This is a genomic window from Ahrensia marina, from assembly GCF_001293565.1.
Classification (GTDB): Bacteria; Pseudomonadota; Alphaproteobacteria; order Rhizobiales; family Rhizobiaceae; genus Ahrensia; species Ahrensia marina.
Window position 1 is genome coordinate 230750 of record NZ_JXMU01000001.1, and the last position, 21494, is coordinate 252243.

General features: G+C 51.2%; 15 protein-coding genes. 8 read left to right on the top strand and 7 right to left on the bottom strand.

The genetic code is table 11. The features are described from left to right. Window positions 1–73: 73 nt before the first annotated feature. The 6 genes from SU32_RS01050 to SU32_RS01075 form a co-directional block, all read right to left on the bottom strand. On the bottom strand, window positions 74–1924 hold the full coding sequence (locus SU32_RS01050; protein WP_211097647.1) for an acetyl-CoA hydrolase/transferase C-terminal domain-containing protein: 1851 nt from the start codon (window positions 1922–1924) through the stop codon (window positions 74–76). After that, complete coding sequence (locus SU32_RS01055; protein WP_053997455.1) at window positions 1917–3989, bottom strand: 3-hydroxyacyl-CoA dehydrogenase NAD-binding domain-containing protein; 2073 nt, start codon at window positions 3987–3989, stop codon at window positions 1917–1919. The genes SU32_RS01050 and SU32_RS01055 overlap by 8 nt, the downstream gene beginning before the upstream one ends. Beyond that, the gene (locus SU32_RS01060; RefSeq protein ID WP_053997456.1) at window positions 3989–5284 is read right to left on the bottom strand and encodes an acetyl-CoA C-acetyltransferase; all 1296 of its coding nucleotides are present in this window, start codon (window positions 5282–5284) and stop codon (window positions 3989–3991) included. Before SU32_RS01060 ends, SU32_RS01055 begins: the two co-directional genes overlap by 1 nt. Next, window positions 5281–7545 (bottom strand): acyl-CoA dehydrogenase, encoded by a 2265-nt coding sequence (locus SU32_RS01065; RefSeq protein WP_201454844.1) that lies wholly within the window; start codon window positions 7543–7545, stop codon window positions 5281–5283. The genes SU32_RS01060 and SU32_RS01065 overlap by 4 nt, the downstream gene beginning before the upstream one ends. Window positions 7546–7652: 107 nt before the next feature. After that, window positions 7653–8735, bottom strand: a complete 1083-nt coding sequence (locus SU32_RS01070; protein WP_053997458.1) for an endonuclease/exonuclease/phosphatase family protein — start codon at window positions 8733–8735, stop codon at window positions 7653–7655. A gap of 205 nt (window positions 8736–8940) precedes the next feature. Further along, window positions 8941–10599 carry a sensor histidine kinase gene (locus SU32_RS01075; protein WP_160316277.1) on the bottom strand — a complete coding sequence of 553 codons (1659 nt, stop codon included), beginning with the start codon at window positions 10597–10599 and terminating at the stop codon, window positions 8941–8943. A gap of 167 nt (window positions 10600–10766) precedes the next feature. Between SU32_RS01075 and SU32_RS01080 the strand changes: the two genes are divergently transcribed. The 6 genes from SU32_RS01080 (at window position 10767) to SU32_RS01105 (ending at window position 18863) form a co-directional block, all read left to right on the top strand. Further along, window positions 10767–13241 (top strand): membrane-bound PQQ-dependent dehydrogenase, glucose/quinate/shikimate family, encoded by a 2475-nt coding sequence (locus SU32_RS01080; protein ID WP_053997460.1) that lies wholly within the window; start codon window positions 10767–10769, stop codon window positions 13239–13241. 7 nt (window positions 13242–13248) lie between these two features. Beyond that, window positions 13249–14226: a cytochrome c oxidase subunit II gene (gene coxB, locus SU32_RS01085; RefSeq protein WP_053997461.1), complete on the top strand. Its 978-nt coding sequence runs from the start codon at window positions 13249–13251 to the stop codon at window positions 14224–14226. A gap of 65 nt (window positions 14227–14291) precedes the next feature. After that, window positions 14292–16802 carry a cytochrome c oxidase subunit I gene (gene ctaD / locus SU32_RS01090; protein ID WP_053997562.1) on the top strand — a complete coding sequence of 837 codons (2511 nt, stop codon included), beginning with the start codon at window positions 14292–14294 and terminating at the stop codon, window positions 16800–16802. Then, complete coding sequence (locus SU32_RS01095; RefSeq protein ID WP_053997462.1) at window positions 16802–17209, top strand: hypothetical protein; 408 nt, start codon at window positions 16802–16804, stop codon at window positions 17207–17209. The genes ctaD and SU32_RS01095 overlap by 1 nt, the downstream gene beginning before the upstream one ends. After that, on the top strand, window positions 17206–17799 hold the full coding sequence (locus SU32_RS01100) for a cytochrome c oxidase assembly protein (RefSeq protein ID WP_053997463.1): 594 nt from the start codon (window positions 17206–17208) through the stop codon (window positions 17797–17799). Before SU32_RS01095 ends, SU32_RS01100 begins: the two co-directional genes overlap by 4 nt. Then, window positions 17796–18863, top strand: a complete 1068-nt coding sequence (locus SU32_RS01105) for a c-type cytochrome (RefSeq protein ID WP_053997464.1) — start codon at window positions 17796–17798, stop codon at window positions 18861–18863. The genes SU32_RS01100 and SU32_RS01105 overlap by 4 nt, the downstream gene beginning before the upstream one ends. Before the next feature lie 27 nt (window positions 18864–18890). Here the strand turns inward: SU32_RS01105 and SU32_RS01110 are convergent, their stop codons facing one another. After that, window positions 18891–19379, bottom strand: coding sequence for an MgtC/SapB family protein (locus SU32_RS01110; RefSeq protein ID WP_053997465.1), 489 nt, complete (start codon window positions 19377–19379; stop codon window positions 18891–18893). 152 nt (window positions 19380–19531) lie between these two features. Here SU32_RS01110 and SU32_RS01115 point away from each other — a divergent pair, with 152 nt between their 5' ends. Further along, complete coding sequence (locus SU32_RS01115) at window positions 19532–20944, top strand: APC family permease (RefSeq protein ID WP_053997466.1); 1413 nt, start codon at window positions 19532–19534, stop codon at window positions 20942–20944. A 73-nt stretch (window positions 20945–21017) separates the two neighbouring features. Further along, window positions 21018–21494 (top strand): DUF305 domain-containing protein, encoded by a 477-nt coding sequence (locus SU32_RS01120; protein WP_053997467.1) that lies wholly within the window; start codon window positions 21018–21020, stop codon window positions 21492–21494.

Below are 21494 nucleotides of genomic sequence, written 5' to 3' on the forward strand. Positions count from 1 at the left end.
TGAAACACTCCTGCGGTAATAGATTTAGTGAAAATCAGACTATCCAAGCAAATGCGAAGTAAGTCGTGACAGTTCACGATTGAAATTTATTCTTGGCAACTTGGCGCAATGCACCGCGCAGCGCCCGCGCCTGCCCACTTTCAAGCAATTGCGCCTTGGGCTCATAACCCATTCTTTCCATTGCTTCTTCTTCACGCGGGTGGGCAGCAGCAAAAACGGACGCCCATATCAGTGATGCCAGTTCCATCTTGCTAGAGGATGCCTGCGAAAGCCGCTTTAACGCGGGCAGCAAGACGCGCTCAATCTCGTTAAAATCAGTCCCCAGCGGAAAGTCCGGCAACAATTCATCGCGATAAGGCGTAAGCCACTTTTCAAGTGCCTGCGGTGTATTGTTCCTGTGCGCCTCAGGCACCTGATAATTTCCAGAAAGCTTACCCGCCTTTTTCGCCTCTTTCACAAGGTCATTTTGAAACCGGCTATCTGCGATCGCGATCATCCGTTTGATGACATCTTCATCAGTCTGCCCGCGCAAATCGGCTGTCCCGTATTCCGTGATTACAATATCGCGCATGTGACGCGGTACGGATGTGACAGGCAATTGCCACACAATATTGGAGGTGGTTTTGCCATCGCTCATGCGTGTTGCAGGCAAAGTCAGAATGGCACGGCCATCTTCAAGCGCAAATGCCTGTTCAAAAAAGTTAAATTGCCCGCCAATGCCGCTGACGACCGCGCCGGTTTCAGCCGCATCGGACATCGCATCGCCTAAGAGGCTCACTTTCATTGCGCTATTCACAAACCGTGCGCGGACACGGGCAGTGCGTTTTTTCTCTTCTTGACCATAGAGCGCATTGGTAAAGCTGACCGGCATCATCGCAATCTTCGCGCGTTTGGCAGGGTCAAGCGCGCGCAAACGCTCATACATATCGCGCGCTTCGACAAAAAAGCCCGCATGGATGCAAACACCGTCAACCTCACGGCGGATTATACCGTTTTCAAACAAAGCCAGCAGCCCGCCAACCAGCATTTCGCTGATAGCATAAAGTCCGGTTTTAAAAGGTGCGGTCTCATCGCCGCTCAAAGCAAAAGGCGACGTTTGCCAAACATCATCGAGAGCCGATTTGTCGCGCAGCATGAGCGTGTGGGCAACCGCATCGCCAATGCCGCCAATACCAATCTGCAAGGTGCCGCCATCGGCGATCAAACGCGTTACATGCAGCCCTATCGCATATTGCGCCGCTGAGACAGGCCGCCGCACTGCGGAGAACAAATCGATCTGCTCTTTGGGCTCCAGCATCATCTCAAATTCATTTTCAGGCAGCATCGCAGCCCCACCCATAAACGGCAAGGCGTCACATAATTCGCCTACCGCAATAAAATCCATCTTGCCCTGATGGCGAAAATCGAACAGATCCGCAGAAATATCGGTATTGCAGGAAAGGCTGATTTTCCCCTCTTCACGGGGCACAAGCTGGACAAGCAAATTGGGCTTTTGCGCAATCAGCACATCACGCGCATGGGTGTAATTGGCAGAAATGTAGTGACGTTGGGCGTAACTGTTCCCAAGCCAGGAACCGGCCTGAAAGAAAAACTCCGAGACCTCGATGTTGTCCGGCAAGCGCTTCTCGGCAATCATATCGGCGTAATGCAAAGAAGGGTACCGGCCAAACAGGCGGTCCGTTGCTGGTTCAAGAAAGCGCTTTTCTATATCCGACCCCGCCTTTGGCTTTTGCAGCGTGAGCGCGGTGAATATCGACAGTTTGAGATTTGGATCGGCAGCAGCAAGCCTTGTTAAAGCATTTACCAGCGTTACGGGTTTTCCCAAACCCAGAGGCAATGCAAGGCGTATATGGCCGTCCAAACGCTTAAACAACGCCCCGGCCAGGGCGTCAGGGTCCGTATAAATATATGTCCGATCAGCCAACCGTACTCCAACCATCATCTGGTGCAAAACGCGGACCGTGAGCGACTTCAAGCTCTTTTAATTTTGCAACAATCTCAGATATGCCGCGACTATGGGCATAATGCATAGGGCCGCCACGGAACGGCGCCCATCCGGTTGCAAAAATCATCGCGCCATCCACCTGATTTTCGCTTTCAGCAATGCCCTTGCGCAGCAGTTCAACACAGGCATCAAGCATGGGCAAAATCAAGCGGTCGGTTACATCTTTTGGTATTTCATCATCATATTTCGGGTGCGGTGTCCCGTCAGACCAGTCATAAAATCCTTTGCCGGATTTTTTGCCCAGTTCTCCGTTTTCAACCTTACGGCGTAAAGCATCGGAGATTTTCGGCATTGTTTTATCAAGATTATCTGAAAGCGATTCCGCTACGTGCAAGCCGATATCAAGGCCAACCTGATCCGCGAGTGTGACAGGCCCCATCGGCATTCCGAAACGAAGCGCGGCGGTGTCGATTGCTTCCTTTGAAACCCCTTCTTCCATCAGCACCATTGCTTCCATAAGATACGGCGTCAGCACACGGTTAACAAGGAACCCCGGATAATCGCGCAGCTGCGCCGGTAATTTGCCGATCGCGCCGCAAAATGCAGCAAGACGGTTTACCGTTTTTGCGTTTGTTGACTTCCCTTTGATGACTTCAACCAGATCGATTTTCGACACCGGATTGAAAAAATGAAGACCTGCAAATGTCGTCTTCAGCGGCGCATGACCGGCAAGCAAATCAACAGAAATACTTGATGTGTTGGATGCCAAAATTGCATCTTTTTTCATTTTGCCTTTCAGGCCGGCATAAATCTTTTTCTTTACGTCCACTTCTTCAGAAGCGGCTTCAATAATCAAATCAGCGTGCGCAATACCATATCCATGCGGGTCCGGCATAAGCCGGTCCAGCGCGTCACGGCTTTCGATACCGCTTAAATGTTTATCTTTGCAGATATTGTCAGCCAGTTTGACCGCTTTGCCCAGCGCCTCTGTTTCCAGATCGCTTATTGTGACTTGTTTGCCTTTGATCGCGCAGACAGTCGCAATTTCAACGCCCATCGCGCCTGCGCCGATAATATGAACATGCGAAATGTCGTCATCACCGCGCGCAGCATCCTTCAAAGATTGGCGCAGGAAAAAGACACGCCTTAAATTCTTGGATGTGTCTGTCTTCAGCAAATCTGCAAAGGAGCGGATTTCCGCCGCCTGCATTTCCTTTTCGTCGCTGCCATGTTCTTCCCAAAGATCAATGAGCGCATAAGGCGCCGGATAATGTTCTTTGGATGCCTTTTTTTCAGTTTCGCTGCGCATCTTGCGCGCCACCAGACTGCGCGCCTGATCAAATTCAAGCGCACGGGCTTTTAGTCCCGGCTTGTTTTTTTCAACATTGCCATCGGCAATATCGCGGACGGCTTTGGCTACATGGCGCTCTTCGACCACAAGTTCGGCTATTCCCAGCTTCTTGGCGCGCTTGGTATAGGCCGTTTTTCCAGTCAGCATCATGGTCAATGCCTCGGTGGGATCAATGAGCGATGGCAAACGGAAAGTACCGCCAAGTCCCGGATGCAGCCCCAATTGAACCTCAGGAAATGCGAAAGTGGCACCGTCAACCGCAACGCGGTAATCACAGGCAAGCGCCAGTTCGAAACCTGCACCCAGCGCGGCACCATGGACAACGCAGATTGTCGGGCATTTCAATGCCTCAATCCGATCCAGTACGTCATGGCCCTGCTTGAGCAGTTCGGCTGCGCCGCTGTCAGACATGGCTTCAAAACTCGTAATATCCGCCCCTGCTGCAAAACCCGACTTTTTAGCCGAGCGGATGACCAGCGCTTTGGGCAGATCGGTTTCCGCGGACCTTATATGCTCATCCAGTTCACGGATAACATCTTCTGAAATCGTATTGGTATTGGTGTCGGCCTTGTCGAGCACCAGCCATAATATTCCGGCTTCATCACGGCCCGTGCGCCAGTTGCCCGTACGCTCTCCAGCCGCACCCAATTCCAGTTTCGTTTCACCTAAAAATGTCAGGACATTGCCCGTCATTATACCGCCTCCAATAGCATTGCACCGCCAAGGCCGCCGCCGATACATTCTGTTGCAATACCGCGTTTTGCGCCACGCTTTTTCATGGCATTGGCCAGATGCAACACAATTCTGTTGCCGCTGGTGCCAACGGGGTGACCCAGCGAAATCGCACCGCCATCAACATTTAGCCGCTCACGGTCTATGCGGCCGAAAGCTTTGTCCATTCCCAGTAATTCGCGGCAGAAATCATCATCTTCCCACGCCGCTAGGCAGGCCAACAATTGCGCGGCAAAAGCCTCGTTCAATTCCCAAAGATTAATATCGTCAAGCGTTAGCCCATGTCTCTGCACGATGGGCGAGGCAGACATGACAGGGCCTAGCCCCATAATGGACGGGTCCAACGCCGCCCATTCGCTATCTTTGATCTCGGCAATTGGCTCCAAACCATGCTCGTCGACCGCCTGCTGCGATGCCAGTATGACCCAGCTTGCACCGTCCGTGATCTGGCTCGAATTTCCGGCTGTTACCTTACCGTAGGGCTTTTCAAACACCGGCTTTAGTTTTGCCAACCCTTCCATATCGCTGTCGGGGCGCACACCATCATCATGATCATAAACCGTGCCGTCACGGTCAAAGGCAGGCAGTACCTCATCATCCAGAGTGCCGTCCTTTTGCGCACTGGCAAGCCGGTGGTGACTTTGCATGGCGTAAGTATCCGCCATTTCACGATCAATGTTGAAGCGATGTGCAAGCACTTCGGCCGTCTGACCCATGTTCAATTCCGTAATCGGATCTGTCAGGCCGCGTTCAAGGCCGATAACCGGTTTGAAGAATTCCGGCTTGATACCGGCCATCGCGCGCGCCTGATCGAGTGGTCCTTTAGCAGCGTTCATTTTACCGAACCATTCTACAGCGGAATTACGCAGCACGAGCGGCGAATGACTGAGTGCTTCAGCACCGCCCGCCAAAATCATTTGGTGCGATCCATCACGGATATAGCGATAAGCGGTATCAATGCTTTGCATTCCCGAACCGCAATTGATCTGCATCGTAAATGCCACCATCTGCTCGCCAAGCCCAAGGCGCAGCGCGGCGACACGCGCGGGGTTCATTTCATCCGCAATCACGTTGACACAGCCAAGAATAACCAGATCAAGCGCCTTGCGGTCAAATTTTTGCCGTGCAAGCAGTGGACGTCCGCACTGCACGGAAAGGTCCACGGGGGTGAATGGTCCCGGTCCGCTGCGTGCTTTTAAAAAAGGTGTCCGTGCGCCATCAACGAGATACACACGTTGTTTTGGAAGTTTTATCATTCTGTCGCTACTTTCGCCTGCTTGTTTAGGCTCTGGTGATCTTTATTATCTTCATTGCCGAATAAGGCCGCAAATTCGTCAGGCGAATAATCGTCGACAGCAATAACCTTATCGACAAGCGCTTTCATCTCATTGAGATTTGCCCATTCCGCATCGTCCAACAGTCCGGCTTCAAGCGCTTCTTCTGGCGTCTTCTTCTCTTCGCGCAAGCGCTTCATCACCGGTGCCATCTCGATGACTTTGGCGTAACATTGATTAAGCACATCCAGAGCATCGCCGCTGGCTCCCGGATACAAATTACCTGTTATGCGGCTGCGCGTTTCAGAAGGTTCAAAAATCAAATCACTGCATGTTGCTGTGAGTCGATCGTCAGGCCCTGAAACTTTTGCGCCCGGCAATGTGAAAAATCTCAAGACCCATGCGGCCCATCGCGCCGGAAGATTGTCGATGACTTCGTCCAAAGATGATTGAATACGCTTCAACCCTGCCGCGGCCGCATATTCGAGAACCGGAAAGTCCGCATCCTGGCGTCCTTCATCTTCCCATCTTTTGAGTGCGGCTGACAAAATATACATTTCTGATAGGATATCGCCCATCCGGCCGGAAATCATTTCCTTGCGCTTCAGTTCGCCGCCAAGGGTTAGAAATGCAAAATCAGCTGTCAGTGCGTATGCGGCAGACCATCGGGCCAACTGCCTATATATGTGTGTGGCTTTTCCCGCATCCGGTGCAGGCGCAAACCTGCCGCCTGTCAAAGCGCGGCTCCAGGCGCGGAACACGGTCATGCTTGTGTGGCCGACATGCGCCCAGAACGATTTATCGAATTTCTCGAGCGATTTGTCCTGATCTTCTTCCTGTAATGCCATGATGTTATCAAGCATATGCGGGTGCGCGCGAATGGACCCCTGCCCGAAGATGATCAAACTGCGCGTAACAATATTGGCGCCCTCCACCGTGATACCAATCGGCACCGCGCGGTAAAGCGGCAGAAGATAGTTTGATGGTCCGTCAATAACAGCCTTGCCGGAATGGACATCCATGGCGTCATTGATCGCTTCACGCATTTTGAACGTTGCGTGCGCTTTCATAATCGCTGAAATGACGGATAATGCGCGGCCCTCATCAAGTCCGGCACAGGTCAGATGGCGTGCGGCATCCATCGCATAGGCATCAGCCGCAAGCCTGCCCATACGCGCCTGCACGCCGCCGAATTTACCAATCGGAAGATTGAACTGCTCGCGGATACGCGCATAAGCTCCTGTCGTGTGCGCGCTGTAAGCGATAGCCGCACATCCCATAGACGGAAGCGAAATGCCGCGACCTGCCGCAAGCGCGCTCATTAGCATCATCCAGCCTTTTCCTGCATATTCAGGACCGCCAATAATATAATCAATCGGGATAAACACATCTTCGCCGGTGGTCGGACCATTCATAAACATGGTCGACGACGGCAAATGGCGACTTCCGGTATCAACGCCGTCAAGGTCGGTTGGAACCAGAGCGCAGGTGATACCCAAATCTTTCTCGCTGCCAAGCAGAGCGTCCGGATCGCGGAGTTTGAAGGCAAGGCCAAGTACGGTACAAACCGGCGAAAGCGTAATGTAACGCTTTTTCCAATTAAGACGAATGCCGAGCACTTCTTCGCCTTCCCACTGCCCTTTGCAGATCACACCTTCGTCAACCATGGCCGAGGCGTCCGAGCCGGCTTCAGCACTTGTCAGGCCAAAGGCAGGCAATTCGCGTCCATCGGCAAGAAGCGGAAGCCAATAGTCTTTTTGCTCGTCCGTACCGAATAGATGCAGCAATTCGCCCGGTCCAAGTGAGTTCGGCACCATGACTGTCACCGCAACGGCGACAGAGCGGGTGGAGATAAAGCGCACTATTTCAGAATGGGCGAATGCCGAGAAACCCAATCCGCCATAGGATTTGGGAATGATCATGCCAAAGAATTTGTTTTCGCGCATAAATTGCCAGACTTCCTCCGGCAGATCACCGTCTATCTGATTGATTTTCCAGTCATCAATCATGCCGCAAAGTTCTTGGCACGGGCCATCGAAAAAGGCCTGCTCTTCCTCGCTTAATTTAGGCGCTTTAACATCTAGTAATTTTGACCAATCCGGATTACCAGAAAACAATTCAGCTTCCCACCAAACTTCGCCCGCCGTAAGCGCTTCGCTTTCGGTCTGAGACAAAGCGGGCAAGGCTTTTTTTGCCCATTTGTGAATCGGCTTGGTGATATATTTTGCGCGAAAATCATTCATGACTTTGAACCTCCAAGTCATCAACGCAGTCCACGCCGTCAAAGTTCCAAATCTATTTGCTTCTTCCCGCGCTCTACTCTCCGGTTATTGCGAAGCAATTTTGCACTTTATTTCTCCCAATCAGTGCCAACAGCTTTATCATCGTCTTTTTCAGCTTGCTGGACGACTTCTTCAGCCTCTTGAAGGTCTTGTCTGTCAGCCTCGTCAATTTCGCTTTGCGCATCATTGGAATGAATCAACACGACCTCGTAGAACATTGGAAAATGGTCTGAACCTACGGAAGGAAGGCGCTTAATCTGTGAAATCTCGAAATGGTTTGAATGGAAAATATGGTCCAGCGGCCAGCGGATGAAAAAGTAACGCGCATCAAAACTGTTATACATGCCGCGCCCTTCACGCGGATCCAACAGCCGTGACACACGCATGAAGCGCCGCGTCGTGCGTGACCAGGCCACATCGTTCAAATCACCGGCGACAATAATGGGTTTGTCATAGTCGCGCACATTTTTAGCCACCAAGGATAACTCGCCATCGCGACCGACAGTATACTTGCTGGGCACGGGCGGTTCGGGATGCAAGGCAATCAGGCGGAAAGTCTCGCCGCTGTCGTGCTGGAACAGAATGTCAAAAGACGGCACTTCGCTTTTCAAAAGATAGTTGATCTGCTTGTTGACCATTGGGTATTTTGAAAGCAGCAAAAGCCCGTAGCTGGTTTCCTTCGGACATAAAAGTCGATGCTCGAATTTCTCGATCGTCGGACCCAAGGCCTCGCACCATTTGGCGTCGACCTCGATGAGCAAAGCAATGTCGGGGTCTTTTTCTTCAATCAGATTGATGAGTTTGTCATAATCGCGGTTTCCCATTTTCACATTCGAAACAAGCAATTTGATCTTTGAAATATTCTCGCCGCCGCCCTTGTATTGAGGCACGATGCGTTTGCCCAAGCGGCTGAAACGGACAATTTTCGTGAGTTGCAAGCCGAGTGAAACGACCAGAAGCAAAATCACTATCGTTGAATAGATGTCCAGCTCTAACATTGCCAAAGCAGCCAACAGCGCCAGAAACGATAAAATGGCGACCTGCAACCTCGGGAAATCAAAAGCTCTGATCATGCCATGCGGTATTGGCAGAAATGGCAAGACACTGGCCATGATACAGAAAACGGCAATGCCGCCGATTGCCCAAATCATCAATTATGATCCCTTCCAGCTATGCCCATTTTATAATTGGGTAGTGCGATAGACGCAACATTTTATCGAACATATAACTGTTTCTTATTGAAAAACTCCCGAAACACAAACTCGGTCAGGCACAAAACGGTTGCATGCATGGAAACAAAATTGCACTTTTCTACAAGATGATCAAAGCGCGGACCTATTCAGAGGCAAACAGCGATTAGCCGGCAGCTTTGTCATCTTCCACTTCTTTCGCAGGCGCTTCCAATGTCCATACAAGACCCGATGACGCAAAATCGAGCGTGCTTTTGCCACTTAGTGTGGAAGCTGCGTAGCGTTCTAAAATTTGCAGACCGAAACCGGTTTCTTCCGGCGCGCGGACTTTCTTTCCGCCAACTTCTTGCCAAACGAATTTGAAAGTTTTCTCATCGCCCATGCCATTTATTTCCCACGTCACATTGACCACACCTTTTGTGACCGCAAGGCTGCCGTGTTTTGCTGCGTTGGTGGCAAGCTCGTGGATCGCCATACCAAGATGTTGAACAGCTTCCGCCCGCAATTTTACTCCCGGCCCTCTGGTGATAATGTTTTGGCCGATCGTACCGAAATTGGATAATTGCTTGGTCAGCAATTCATCAAGCGACACGCCGCCCCATTGTGTGTCGGTGAGCAAGTCAATCGAAAAACCAAGCCCCATAACACGGTCGATCAATGATTTTGTCATGGCTTCTCTCGAACTGGTGCGTCGCGACGTCTGGCGCACCATCGAGATGACAACCGCAATCAAATTCTTCGTGCGGTGAGCCAACTCCCGCATAACCATGGTGATTTTGTCTTCGCGCTGGCTACGGTCAAAAGAGGCATCAGAGATAGCTTTTGCGACGAGGTCAATTTCAGTAATGCGCGAACTTACCGGTGATACAATTTCTCCGGTAGCAAGATGCTTTGCCATGCGCGCAATATCGCGAATTGATTTTCGCAAATATATCGAGAAGAGGTAAAAGACAAAGACGGAAACCAGAGCAAGCACAACGCTGCCGATAATCACGATCTGCCATGTTTCATATACCGAATCCTGGGCTGTGCTTGCAGGCCCCTGAACCAGCACCGTCCAGTCCGTACCACTCACCTTGGCAATGGCGGTAACCATTCCATCATCACGCATGAATTTGCTTTGCTGTATCGAGGTGAAATTTTCGTCAGGGTTCGCGAATGCGACATCTTCAATTTTATCGCCTGACGCCTGTTTAAGGCGGTCAGAAGAAACCACAACATTTCCAGCTCCATCGACGACAGATGCAACCCATTCATCCGGCAACATTAATGAATGAAAAACCGTCTCAAGTTCTTCGGCATTGCGCGTTGTAATGACTGCGCGTGCCGCCGATGCGTAAGTGGGCGGCAATGATTTGATAACATTGAAAACCCAACGCCCGCTCGTCTTGCCTTTGAATGCGCCGGAAACATGTATTTCGGCTTTTGACAAAGCGGCATTCAAACTTTTAAGATCGGACGTTGCGCCCAATTTTGTGCCATAGGGCACACGCGTATTCAGTAATTGTTGCCCGTTTTCTTCAACAACAATGATGAAATTGGGACTTTCCTTAAGCGCAAACTGCGTCTTGGAATGAAACGCCTCAAGATCACCGACAACCAGTTCCTGCGCGGACGAAACCAGATTGAGCGTCAACGACATATTTTCGATAATTGAATGCACGCCCTGGGAAACAGTCGCTGCGGTGCGTAAAGTGCGCCGCTCCATCGCTTCATCTTCAGAAATTTTCAACTGTCCGATCAAAAACAGAAAAAAGATAAACAACGGCAGAAACAGCAAAATCAACAGCGCTGTAAGCCAGACAGATATTGAGAATCGTTTCATTGTCATCCCTCAAAGCAACCGGAAAAACGGTTGTTGTTCAGTCTGTTGCACTTAGTTGATACGCACGACATACACACTATTTCGCGATCAGCAAGAAGTATTGAGAAAATATGGAACCATATCAACTTTATTGAGTTGAAAATAAAGACATTATTGGGGAGATCGCGATGCAATTATCGGAACAACACGCTCACGATAGCAAGAATCAGCACTTGTCTTTCGGTCAATATTACAGCGTTTGCATCGGCGCTCTTAATGCACTCATCGGTTTGATTCTAGGTGTGGGCGGCGTCTGGCTCATCACGCTCGGCGGCTCATGGTACTACGCAATTGCCGCGATTGGCTTACTGCTAAGCGGCTTGTTGTTGATCAAGCGTAACCTGCTTGGTGTCGGCCTGTATTTGTTGACGTGGGTTGGCACAATTATGTGGGCATTATGGGAAGTCGGGTTGGATCTCTGGCCTCTTGTTCCCAGAACAGTTGCCCCGACCGTTATTCTGATCCTTGTATTGTTCGTCATCCCCGCTTTATCGACAAACAAAGTTTCGATCACCAAACATGGTCGGACTGTCGCATTTATTTTAGCGGCTCCATTGATTGCCGTCGCTCTGATGAGCAGCAATCATGCGCATGCACAAAGCGCACCTTCGGAGACTGAAGCTCAATCCGAGCAGGATCAACCGTCTGCACTTCAACAAGCCGAGCCCGACACGGAACTGGCGGGACCGCAGCCCGAACCGCAACTCGAAGTGGGACAGAACTGGCCGGCTTACGGCGGCACCTATGCAGGGCGGCGTTACTCACCGCTTAGCGAGATCACCAAGGAAAATGTCGGTCAGCTTGAAAAGGTTTGGGAAATTCGAACCGGTGACATGCCCAGTGAAAAGGCAGAAGGCAAATATTCTCCTGAAAACACGCCGCTAAAAGTTGGCGACAGCCTTTTCACATGTACAGCCAAGAATATCATGATCGCGCTTGACGCCCGCACCGGCAAAGAAGAATGGCGCTATGATCCTGTCGTTTCCGATGATGCTATTCCTTATGGTGCCACTTGCCGTGGTGTCGCCTATTACCAAGCGCCGGACCTAAATCCGGAAGATTTATGCGCCGAACGCATTATCGAGACCACACTGGACGCAAGAATGATCGCTGTCGATGCAAAGACAGGGCAATTGTGCACACAGTTCGGCAATGCCGGCATGGTCGATCTTAATGTTGGTATCGGTGACACAGTCCCTGGTTGGTATGCAGTCTCAGGGCCGCCGACGATTGTGCGCGGTATTGCCGTCACAGGGGCGCAGGTAAAAGATGGTCAGGCCGAAGACGCGCCGTCAGGTGTGATCCGCGGTTATGATGCTGTGACGGGCGAACTCGCGTGGGCGTGGGATATGGGTAATCCCGACCAGAAAGATGCGCCGGAAGGCGACGCGGTTTACACGCGTGGCACTCCAAATATGTGGACGCTTGCGGCAGGTGACGAAGAACTCGGGCTTGTCTACCTGCCAATGGGCAACTCCTCTGTAGACTATTATGGCGCCAATCGCTCCGACGCCGAAAACGAGTTTTCAACAGCATTGGTTGCCATTGATGTAACTACCGGCGATGTCGCTTGGAAGTTTCAAACTGTCCACTACGACGTATGGGATTACGATTTAGGTTCACAGCCGACATTGGTCGAGTTCCCTGCGGATGATGGACCGGTGCCAGCGATTATCATTCCAAGCAAACAGGGCCAGATTTATGTCTTGAACCGTGAAACCGGCGAACCGATCTTTCCCGTCGAAGAGCGCGAAGTACCAACGGGCGGCGTTGAACCGGAGAACCTTTCGCCCACCCAACCCTATTCGACCTATGCGGCTTTAAATAAACCGCCTCTGACAGAAAAGGACATGTGGGGCATGAGCCCGATTGATCAATTGTGGTGCCGTATCCAGTTCCGCCGCGCCGCTTATGCTGGTGAATATACGCCACCAACCACTGAAAAAAGATGGATACAATATCCCGGCTACAATGGCGGTTCAGACTGGGGCGGCATTGCGGTGGATGTTGAACGCGGCATCATTATTGCCAATTACAACGATATGCCAAACTACAACCGCCTTATCCCGCGCGAGGAAGCAGATGCGCGTGGTATCAAGGCAATCAATGAAGGCGGTCAGGGCGGCGGTGGTGAGGCAGGCGCACAAGCCGGTTCACCTTATGCAATTGATGTCAACGCAGGTTGGCGTTTGCCAACCGGTCTACTTTGTAAACAGCCCCCTTATGGTGGCATTCGCGCGATTGATCTGAAAACAGGCAAAACCCTTTGGGACCAACCATTGGGCACAGCGCGAAACAACGGACCGTTCGGCATTCCGTCCATGTTACCTCTACGCATCGGCACACCGAACAATGGCGGCCCGCTCATCACCGCTGGCGGCATCGCTTTTGTTGCTGCAACAACCGATGACCTGCTGCGGGCCATTGATATTGAAACCGGCGAGGTGCTTTGGGAAGTTGTATTACCGGCGGGTGGCCAGACCACGCCAATGACCTATGAAGCCGGCGGGAAACAATATCTGGTTATTGCGCCTGGAGGGCATCACTTTATGGAAACCAAAATTGGTGATTTTATTACTGCCTATGCGCTTCCCGACAATTGATAGCTAAATGAAAAACGTTGCGCTCATCAGTTTAAGCTGTTTGCTTTTAAGCAGTTGCAGCGGTGTGCAGTCCGTTCTGGATACAGCGGGCAAGGACGCTTCGGTTCTTGCTCATCTGTTTTGGGTTTTACTTGTTGGAGCAATTGTGCTCTGGCTTTTGATGAACGGTCTTTTCTTCTATGTAACGCGCATTGAGCCGCGTGAACTTTCAAGACGCGCTGCAGAAGCGCTGGTTATCGGCGGCGGCATTGTTTTCCCCTTTATTCTTCTGGCTGGACTGATTGCTTATGCATTGTCGATCATGCCGGATCAAAGAGCTGCGGGCGATGGCGTGGTTGTGCGCGTTACGGGCGAACAGTGGTGGTGGCGGGTGGAATATGATTTAGGTGATGGTTCAGCGCCTATAGTCTCTGCAAACGAAATCCGCCTTCCCGTCGACCACCGCACAGAAATTAAACTTGGTGCCAATAAGGTGATCCACTCATTCTGGGTCCCTGCCCTTGCCGGTAAAATGGATATGTTTCCGGGACGTGAAACCCGCATGGCTGTAGAGCCGGAAAAGACAGGTATCTTTCGCGGGCAGTGCGCGGAATTTTGCGGCGAATCCCACGCACTCATGGCCTTTCAAACGGTTGTTCTGGAACAAGATGAATTCGAACAATGGCTGGAGCGCGAACGCCAAGATGCGGTCCAGCCCACAGAAGCTGTCCCCCGGCAAGGCGAACAGCTCTTTGTTTCGGAAGGCTGCGGTGCATGCCACACCATTCGCGGCACTGAAGCGCAGGGTAATCTCGGGCCGGACCTGACCCATGTTGGCAGCCGCAAATCTCTAGGTGCGGGTATTTTACCGCCTACCGCTGAGGCATTCTCCAATTGGACGCGCCATACAGGCGCAATCAAGCCGGGCGTAAAAATGCCGTCCTTCGCACATTTATCAGACCGCCAGATTGAGGCGCTCGGGCAATATCTGGAGGCTCTCAAGTGACCCAGTCAACACAAAACAGAGAATCCAGCAGTTCCGGCGTCGCTACATATCCGCCAACAGAGCAGATGCTGGAAGAAAAAATCGACAAGCGCACTCAGGAAAAGACGGCAGACCGGCTAAGAAAGGCATGGGAGACCCCCAAAGGTTGGCGCTATTGGTCAGCCGTCAACAACTCGGAAGTCGGTGTCTGGTATTCGCTTACAGCCTTTTTCTTTATGATGTGTGCAGGCGTACTCGCACTCTTGATGCGCGTACAGCTCGCTGTGCCGGAAAATGACTTTCTGTCTGCCGATACATTCAACCAGTTTTTTACCATGCACGGCTCGGCAATGATGTTTCTTTTTGCCGTTCCCATGTTCGAGGCGATATCAATTCTGGTTTTACCTGCGCTTCTTGGCGCGCGCGATATGCCCTTCCCCCGCCTTTCCGCTTACGGTTATTGGTGCTTTCTGATCGGCGGAATTTTTGTCATGGGGTCGATCCTGTTTGGAGTGGCGCCCAATTCAGGCTGGTTCATGTATCCGCCGCTGGCCACAAAAGCAGAGGGTGTCGGCTCGGATATATGGCTGCTTGGCCTTTCCTTCATTGAGGTGGCGTCGATAGCTGCTGCGGTTGAACTCATCGTTGGTGTTTTAAAATGCCGTCCGCCGGGCATGCGTATCAATTTGATGCCGCTTTATGGATGGTACGTTCTGGTTGTGGGCGGTATGATATTGTTTGCCTTCCCACCGCTGATTGCCGGTGACTTCCTGTTTGAACTCGAGCGCAGCTTTGACTGGCCGTTCTTTGACCCCGAGCGCGGTGGGGATCCGATGCTCTGGCAACATCTATTCTGGATATTCGGCCATCCGGAGGTCTATATTGTCTTTCTGCCATCCATTGCTATCGCCGCCATGGTTGTACCAACGGTCGCCCAGCGCCCGATTGTGGGCTACTCATGGATTGTCCTGTCCGCTGTCGGAACCGGCTTTCTATCGTTCGGCCTTTGGGTGCATCACATGTTTACGACCGGCCTGCCCTCAATATCGCTCGGCTTTTTCACAGCGGCATCCGAAGCGGTGGTAATACCGACCGGCATTCAGCTGTTTGCCTTTGTGGCGACGCTTATGGTTGGCCGCGTCAAGCTGAACTTGCCGATGCTTTATATCGCTGGCGCACTCGCAATATTCACAGCAGGTGGCCTGACGGGCGTCATGCTTGCGCTTGCGCCTTTCGACTGGCAGGTACATGACACCTATTTTGTCGTCGCGCATCTACATTACACATTATTCGGCGGGATGGTCTTTCCGCTGATTGCCGGCATCTATTATTTCTATCCCTTCTTTACCAAGAAGCAGATGTCCGTACGTCTTGGAAAGATTGCATTCTGGCTGTTGTTCACCGGTTTTCACATCGCCTTCCTGCCGATGCATCTGACAGGACTGATGGGTATGCCACGCCGCGTTTACACCTATCCGTCCACTCTCGGCTGGGATTGGCTGAACATGATTTCAACCGTAGGCGCTTTCATCGTTGCCGTCGGATTTCTTGTTTTCACCTATGATTTGCTGCGCCCGAAAGGTAAGCAGCCCTATACGCCGCGCAACCCCTATAATGCGGGAACATTGGAATGGTCTCATAACATTCCCGATGAAGCTTGGGGCTCACGATCAATCCCTTACATTACCAGCCGGTATCCACTTTGGGACCAAGAAAAAATTGTCGAGCGGATGGATGCAGGCCGGTATTATCTGGCCGATGCACCGGAAGGCAAACGCGAAACGCTGATAACAACTGTACTGGACGCAAAACCCATTCAGGTTATGCGGGTTACCGGTCCTGCTTGGATTACAATCTGCGCTGCCATATTCACCGGCGGTGCGTTTATCTTTCCTACATTTCATTGGTATCCGCCAGCCATCGTCTCTGGCATCTTGGCAATCGCCTGTGTTCTATACTGGCTATGGACATCCACAGCGCCGATACCGGAACAGAAAACAAAAGATGCCGGACTTGGCCTCAATCTGCCGATTTACGCATCAGGTCCGGCCTCTGCCGGTTGGTGGGGCGTATGGATAACCATGCTCGGCGATTCAACAGCTTTCGCCAGCTTGATATTCGGCTTTTTCTTTTACTGGACCGCTAAGGAAAACTTTGTGCCGTCAGGAAGCGACTTCGTCCTTGCCAGCTATCTGGTCCTTGGCGTTCTTTCATTTGCGGTAACCTGGGCAACGCTGGTTGGCGCGCGTGCATTAAACCGGCGGGGAAGTACAAAAACAGCGCGCAATTTGCTGCTTGTTTCTGCGCTCTTTACTATTGCAGGCACTGCACTGTTTTGTCTGTCAGTCGTCAATAGCGGGCTTGAGCCGACAAGCCATGTTTATCCGGCAATCATATGGGCAATCATGGTCTGGACAGTTGTCCACACCGCCGTCGGCTTGATCATGCTGGGTTATTGTATCGCCGGAGCGACATTCGGCAAGTTAACTCCCGAACATGATGCGGACCTTTGCAATGTCACATTGTACTGGCATTTCATCATAATTACCGTTGTCGTTGCCAGCTTGGTCATCGGATTATTGCCGAGGTTACTCTAATGGCTAAAAACAGGGAAAATGAGGAAGTACGCACCTTTGCTGAAGAGGCAGACAGTCTTTGGCTGATTACATTTGCTTGTTCTATCTGGGCGATCCATTTTGTCGTTTGCTACGGCGCGGCAGCCTTTGTCTGCGCAAAATGGTCATCCAATCCGGCTGTGATTACCAATATGAGAGTTGGACTGGGTATCATCAGCGTTCTCGCACTGTGCGCGGTTTCTTACATTGGCTGGCGGTCATGGGTTCAGTGGGACTTTCTTGACGATTATGATTACGAACATGATCTGGCCAAAGAAGAGCACCGCCACGAATTTTTAGGACATGCTTCCTTCTTATTGTCGGTCATCTCTTTCATCGGTGTCATTTATGTCAGTCTGCCGATTCTCTTTCTGGAGACCTGCCAATGAGTAGATGGCTAAGCATAACAGTTGGCGTGCTTTTACTCAGCACCATATGGGTGTTGCCGCTGGCAGAACTGACTGGGGGTTATTTTTCCGAACATATGCTAAGGCATATGCTGCTGATTACAATCATTTGCCCCATGGTTGTATTTGGTCTCAGCAATAGCAGTCGAAACCTTTTTGCTGTGTCGCCGCTCATAGCCTCATTGATTGAATTCATTGTGGTTTGGGGCTGGCATGTACCGCAATTGCACGATCTGGCACGCGCTTTCTGGTCGGTAGCCTTGCTGGAACAATTATCATTCTTTGTGGCTGGCGTGTTGTTGTGGCATTCGGTGCTGCGTTCAGGTGACGCGCTGGCAGGGGCTGGCGGGCTGTTTCTAACAACCATGCACATGACCCTGCTTGGCGCTTTGCTCATCCTCAGTCCGCGCCTTTTATATCAGGCAGAGCTTTGCCGTCTGGGCGGTGTGGAAGATCAACAATTAGGCGGCATGATTATGCTTGGTATCGGAACGCCCGTTTATCTTATTGCCGGTCTCTTCATATTGTCGAAAGCGCTCCGTCTCACCGGTAATGAAGGGGCTGGCCAATGAGGTGGTTTGTTAAAGCAACGCTCATATGGGCAGCTATTGGTTCCGTCATAGCCGTGGCAGTTGTCAGCTTGGGCTTGTATAATGTTTCTGCCCGGCAGGACCATTTGCCGGGTGTCTCGTGGGTTTTACACACCACTTACCGCAATGCTGTTCGACTGCGCGCGCCCGATCCATCCCAAGTACCGGATTTGAGCGATACCGGCCTGATTACGCTCGGCCGCGAGCACTATGAAAGAGCATGTGCGTTTTGCCATGCCCGTCCAACCGAAACCCGTTCGCAAACCGCTCTTTCAATGTTACCGGTGCCGCCGCGCATGGATGACGCGGTCAAGGACTGGGAGCCGAACCATTTGTTCTGGATTGTCAAGAACGGTGTTAAAATGAGCGGTATGCCTGCTTGGCCATCCGATAAGCGCGATGATGATGTTTGGGCTGTGGTCGCGTTCCTGCAATCTGTCAAAGAGAACACCGATGCTGGTACAAAGCCGATCAGTCAGGCACCAACGCCTACATCCGCGCCATTCGATTTTGAACAAAAATGCGCCACATGTCATGCAGCAGACGGACTGGCCTTCGCCAACAAACACATTCCACGTCTGGATATACTTTCAAGGGAGTATGTCGAAGCAAGCCTTAAAGCCTACCGCAATGGCGCGCGACAAAGCGGAATTATGCAGGAAGCGGCATCACAGCTTACCGACCAACAGATTGACGACTTCGCTGATTTCATCAGCAGTATGGATGCACAACAAACCACAGCGAAAACGGGCGAAAATGTTGACCGCGGTAAAGAGCTTGCCAGCCGGGGTGAGATTAAAAGCGGCGTTCCCGCCTGCTCATCCTGTCACGGGCCGAAAGCAGCAAAGAAATCGCCATATTATCCACAACTTGCCGGACAAAGCCGAACTTATATTGAACAGCAACTAAAGCTTTTCAAAGAGGAAAAGCGCGGTGGCACACAACGTCAAAATCTAATGCATCAATCTGTTGACGGTTTAAATCCCGACGACATATCCGCACTGGCAGCCTATTATTCGAGCCTTAATCCGACATCCGATAATTAACACTGATGATGCCTTCCAAACCGAACATCATTCGTCCTTTTCTTTCATGCCCATGGCAAACTGCACACGTCTAAGGACGGCAAGAATGAGGACGCCAAGTAAGGTTGTTGCCAGCGCAATCGGCCAATAGCCTAGCCCCACCGCCAGTCCAATGGCAGCACTGATCCACATGCTTGCGCCGGTCGTCAGTCCCTTCACTTTGCCCTGTGTGAAGACGACGATACCGGCAGCCAGAAACGCAACACCGTTTGTCACAGCTTCCACCAGACGGATAGGGTCGGCTTGCACATCTTCACCTGCCAGCGGTGAATTGAGCATCGTCAAGGTAATAATCGCAAAGCAGGCAGAGGCGGCACCAACCAGCATGTTGGTGCGCAATCCAGCAGTATTCTTATGAATTTCACGTTCATAGCCGATAAGGCCGCAAAGAAGAGCTGCTCCCGCCAAACGTATTGCAATGATGACGATGGACGGATCGCTAATAAATTCGAATTCGCTTTTCAGTTGCTCGAGCATTTCATTTCACCTGTTGAAGTTGGAAAACAAACTCTGCTTGCCCCGTAAGGTTCCGCTATTCGCCATAAAGCGATGTTGTCAGGGAACGAAAAACAAGGTGCGACGTTTTGTCATGAAACAGCCCACCCGCATCAGATCATAAGGAGATATTTATGGCCGATGCATCTGCTCAAACTGCCTCCGGCGACGGATCTCCTACCGAAAAGAAGAAACTGAAACGGGTCATGGGGCCTTGGCTATTGCTATTGTTTATTGTTGGCGATGTTCTGGGCACGGGCATTTATGCTCTTACCGGTGAAGTTGCAGGCAAAGTGGGCGGTATAGCTTGGCTGCCTTTCCTGATCGCGTTCCTTCTGGCCTCTGTAACAGCATGCAGCTATCTCGAACTGGTAACAAAATATCCCAAAGCAGCAGGCGCCGCGCTCTATACGCATAAGGCATTTGGTATCCACTTTTTGACATTCATCGTTGCATTTGCAGTCATGTCTTCAGGCATCACATCGGCCTCCACTGCCTCACGCGCATTTGCTGAAAATTTTGTGGAGAGCTTTACCGCCGGCAATGCACCTTTTCTTATAACGCTTATCGGGCTGGCATTTATTACGCTTGTCGCTGCCATCAATATCAGAGGTGTTGCAGAAAGCGTTAAAATGAACGTGGTTTTAACGTGTATCGAACTTTCCGGACTCGTCATTATAATTTGCATTGGCGCTTATGCACTTTCCGGTGGCCAAGGCGATTTTGCAAAAGCGTTTGAGTTTAAAACAACTGACGGCGAAGGTCTGTGGTGGCCAGTCATCGGAGCTACAACGCTGGCGTTTTTTGCAATGGTTGGTTTTGAGGACTCGGTCAATATGGCCGAAGAATCCAAGAACCCTTCACGCATATTTCCGAAGGTCCTTTTGGCTGGTCTGACTATTACCGGCATCATCTATTTGCTGGTGTCGATCACTGCTGTTGCCCTTGTGCCTATCGATGAGATTAGCGAAGGCTCCACGCCGCTGCTGAAAGTTGTTGAAGCGGGTGCGCCTTGGTTTCCGGTAAGTGTATTTGGTCTGATTACCATGTGCGCTGTCGCCAACTCGGCCCTGATCAATATGCTGATGGCAAGCCGCCTGCTTTACGGTATGAGCGAAGAAAATGTACTTCCGTCTATTCTGGGTAAAATTCTGCCCAACCGCAGAACGCCCTATGTCGCGATTATATTTACAACTATTCTCGCAGCCTGCCTGATTACTTTTGTGGGCGCTGTGCCTGCATTGGGCGGCACAACCGCCCTGCTCTTGCTGGCTGTATTTGCCATCGTCAATGTCGCTGTTCTTGTTCTGCGCAAGGATAAGGTCGACCACGATCACTTCACCAGTCCGGCCTTCCTTCCCTATATTGGTGCGATAAGCTGTGCGTTTTTTGTCGGCCCCTGGACCGGACGAGACAGCATTGAATATCTGATTGCCGGGGCGCTGCTCGCCGCCGGCATTGTCCTTTGGGCAGGCACCCTTGTTTACATGAAAAGCAAAGGCGAAGACGTCTCTCACGATGATATGAGCAACCTCAAGCAGAGCTGATGCAAATTAATCCGGAACCTTCCAGCGCTGGAAGGTTGTTACCGTTTAAAAGGTAACAAGAAGGGAGAGTAGTATGAAATATTCAAGATTCTTTGCCATGATTGTGACATCCACAATCGTGATGTTCGGCCTTATGTATCTTAATACATGGGCACTGGATCACGTGTTTTTCAGTGAAACACGCCTTTATATGGCTCTGTATATGGGTGCGGTGATGGCCATTATCATGCTCGCTTTTATGCTTGGCATGTATAGCAACCGGAAAGCCAATATCGCTATTTTTGCCGGCGCGGCAGTATTATTTGCAACTTCGCTTTATTTGGTCCGCAGCCAGGACACCATTGATGATGTCGCATGGATGAAAGCGATGATCCCGCACCATTCTATCGCAATTCTCACCAGTACCCGCGCTAACATTTCTGATCCGCGCGTGCGAAAACTTGCCGACGACATTATTGAGGCACAGAAGAAAGAAATTGAAGAGATGAAGGCTTTGATTGTCGACCTCAATGGTGGTCCGCCCGCCACACCTGAAATTGATGGAAAATGA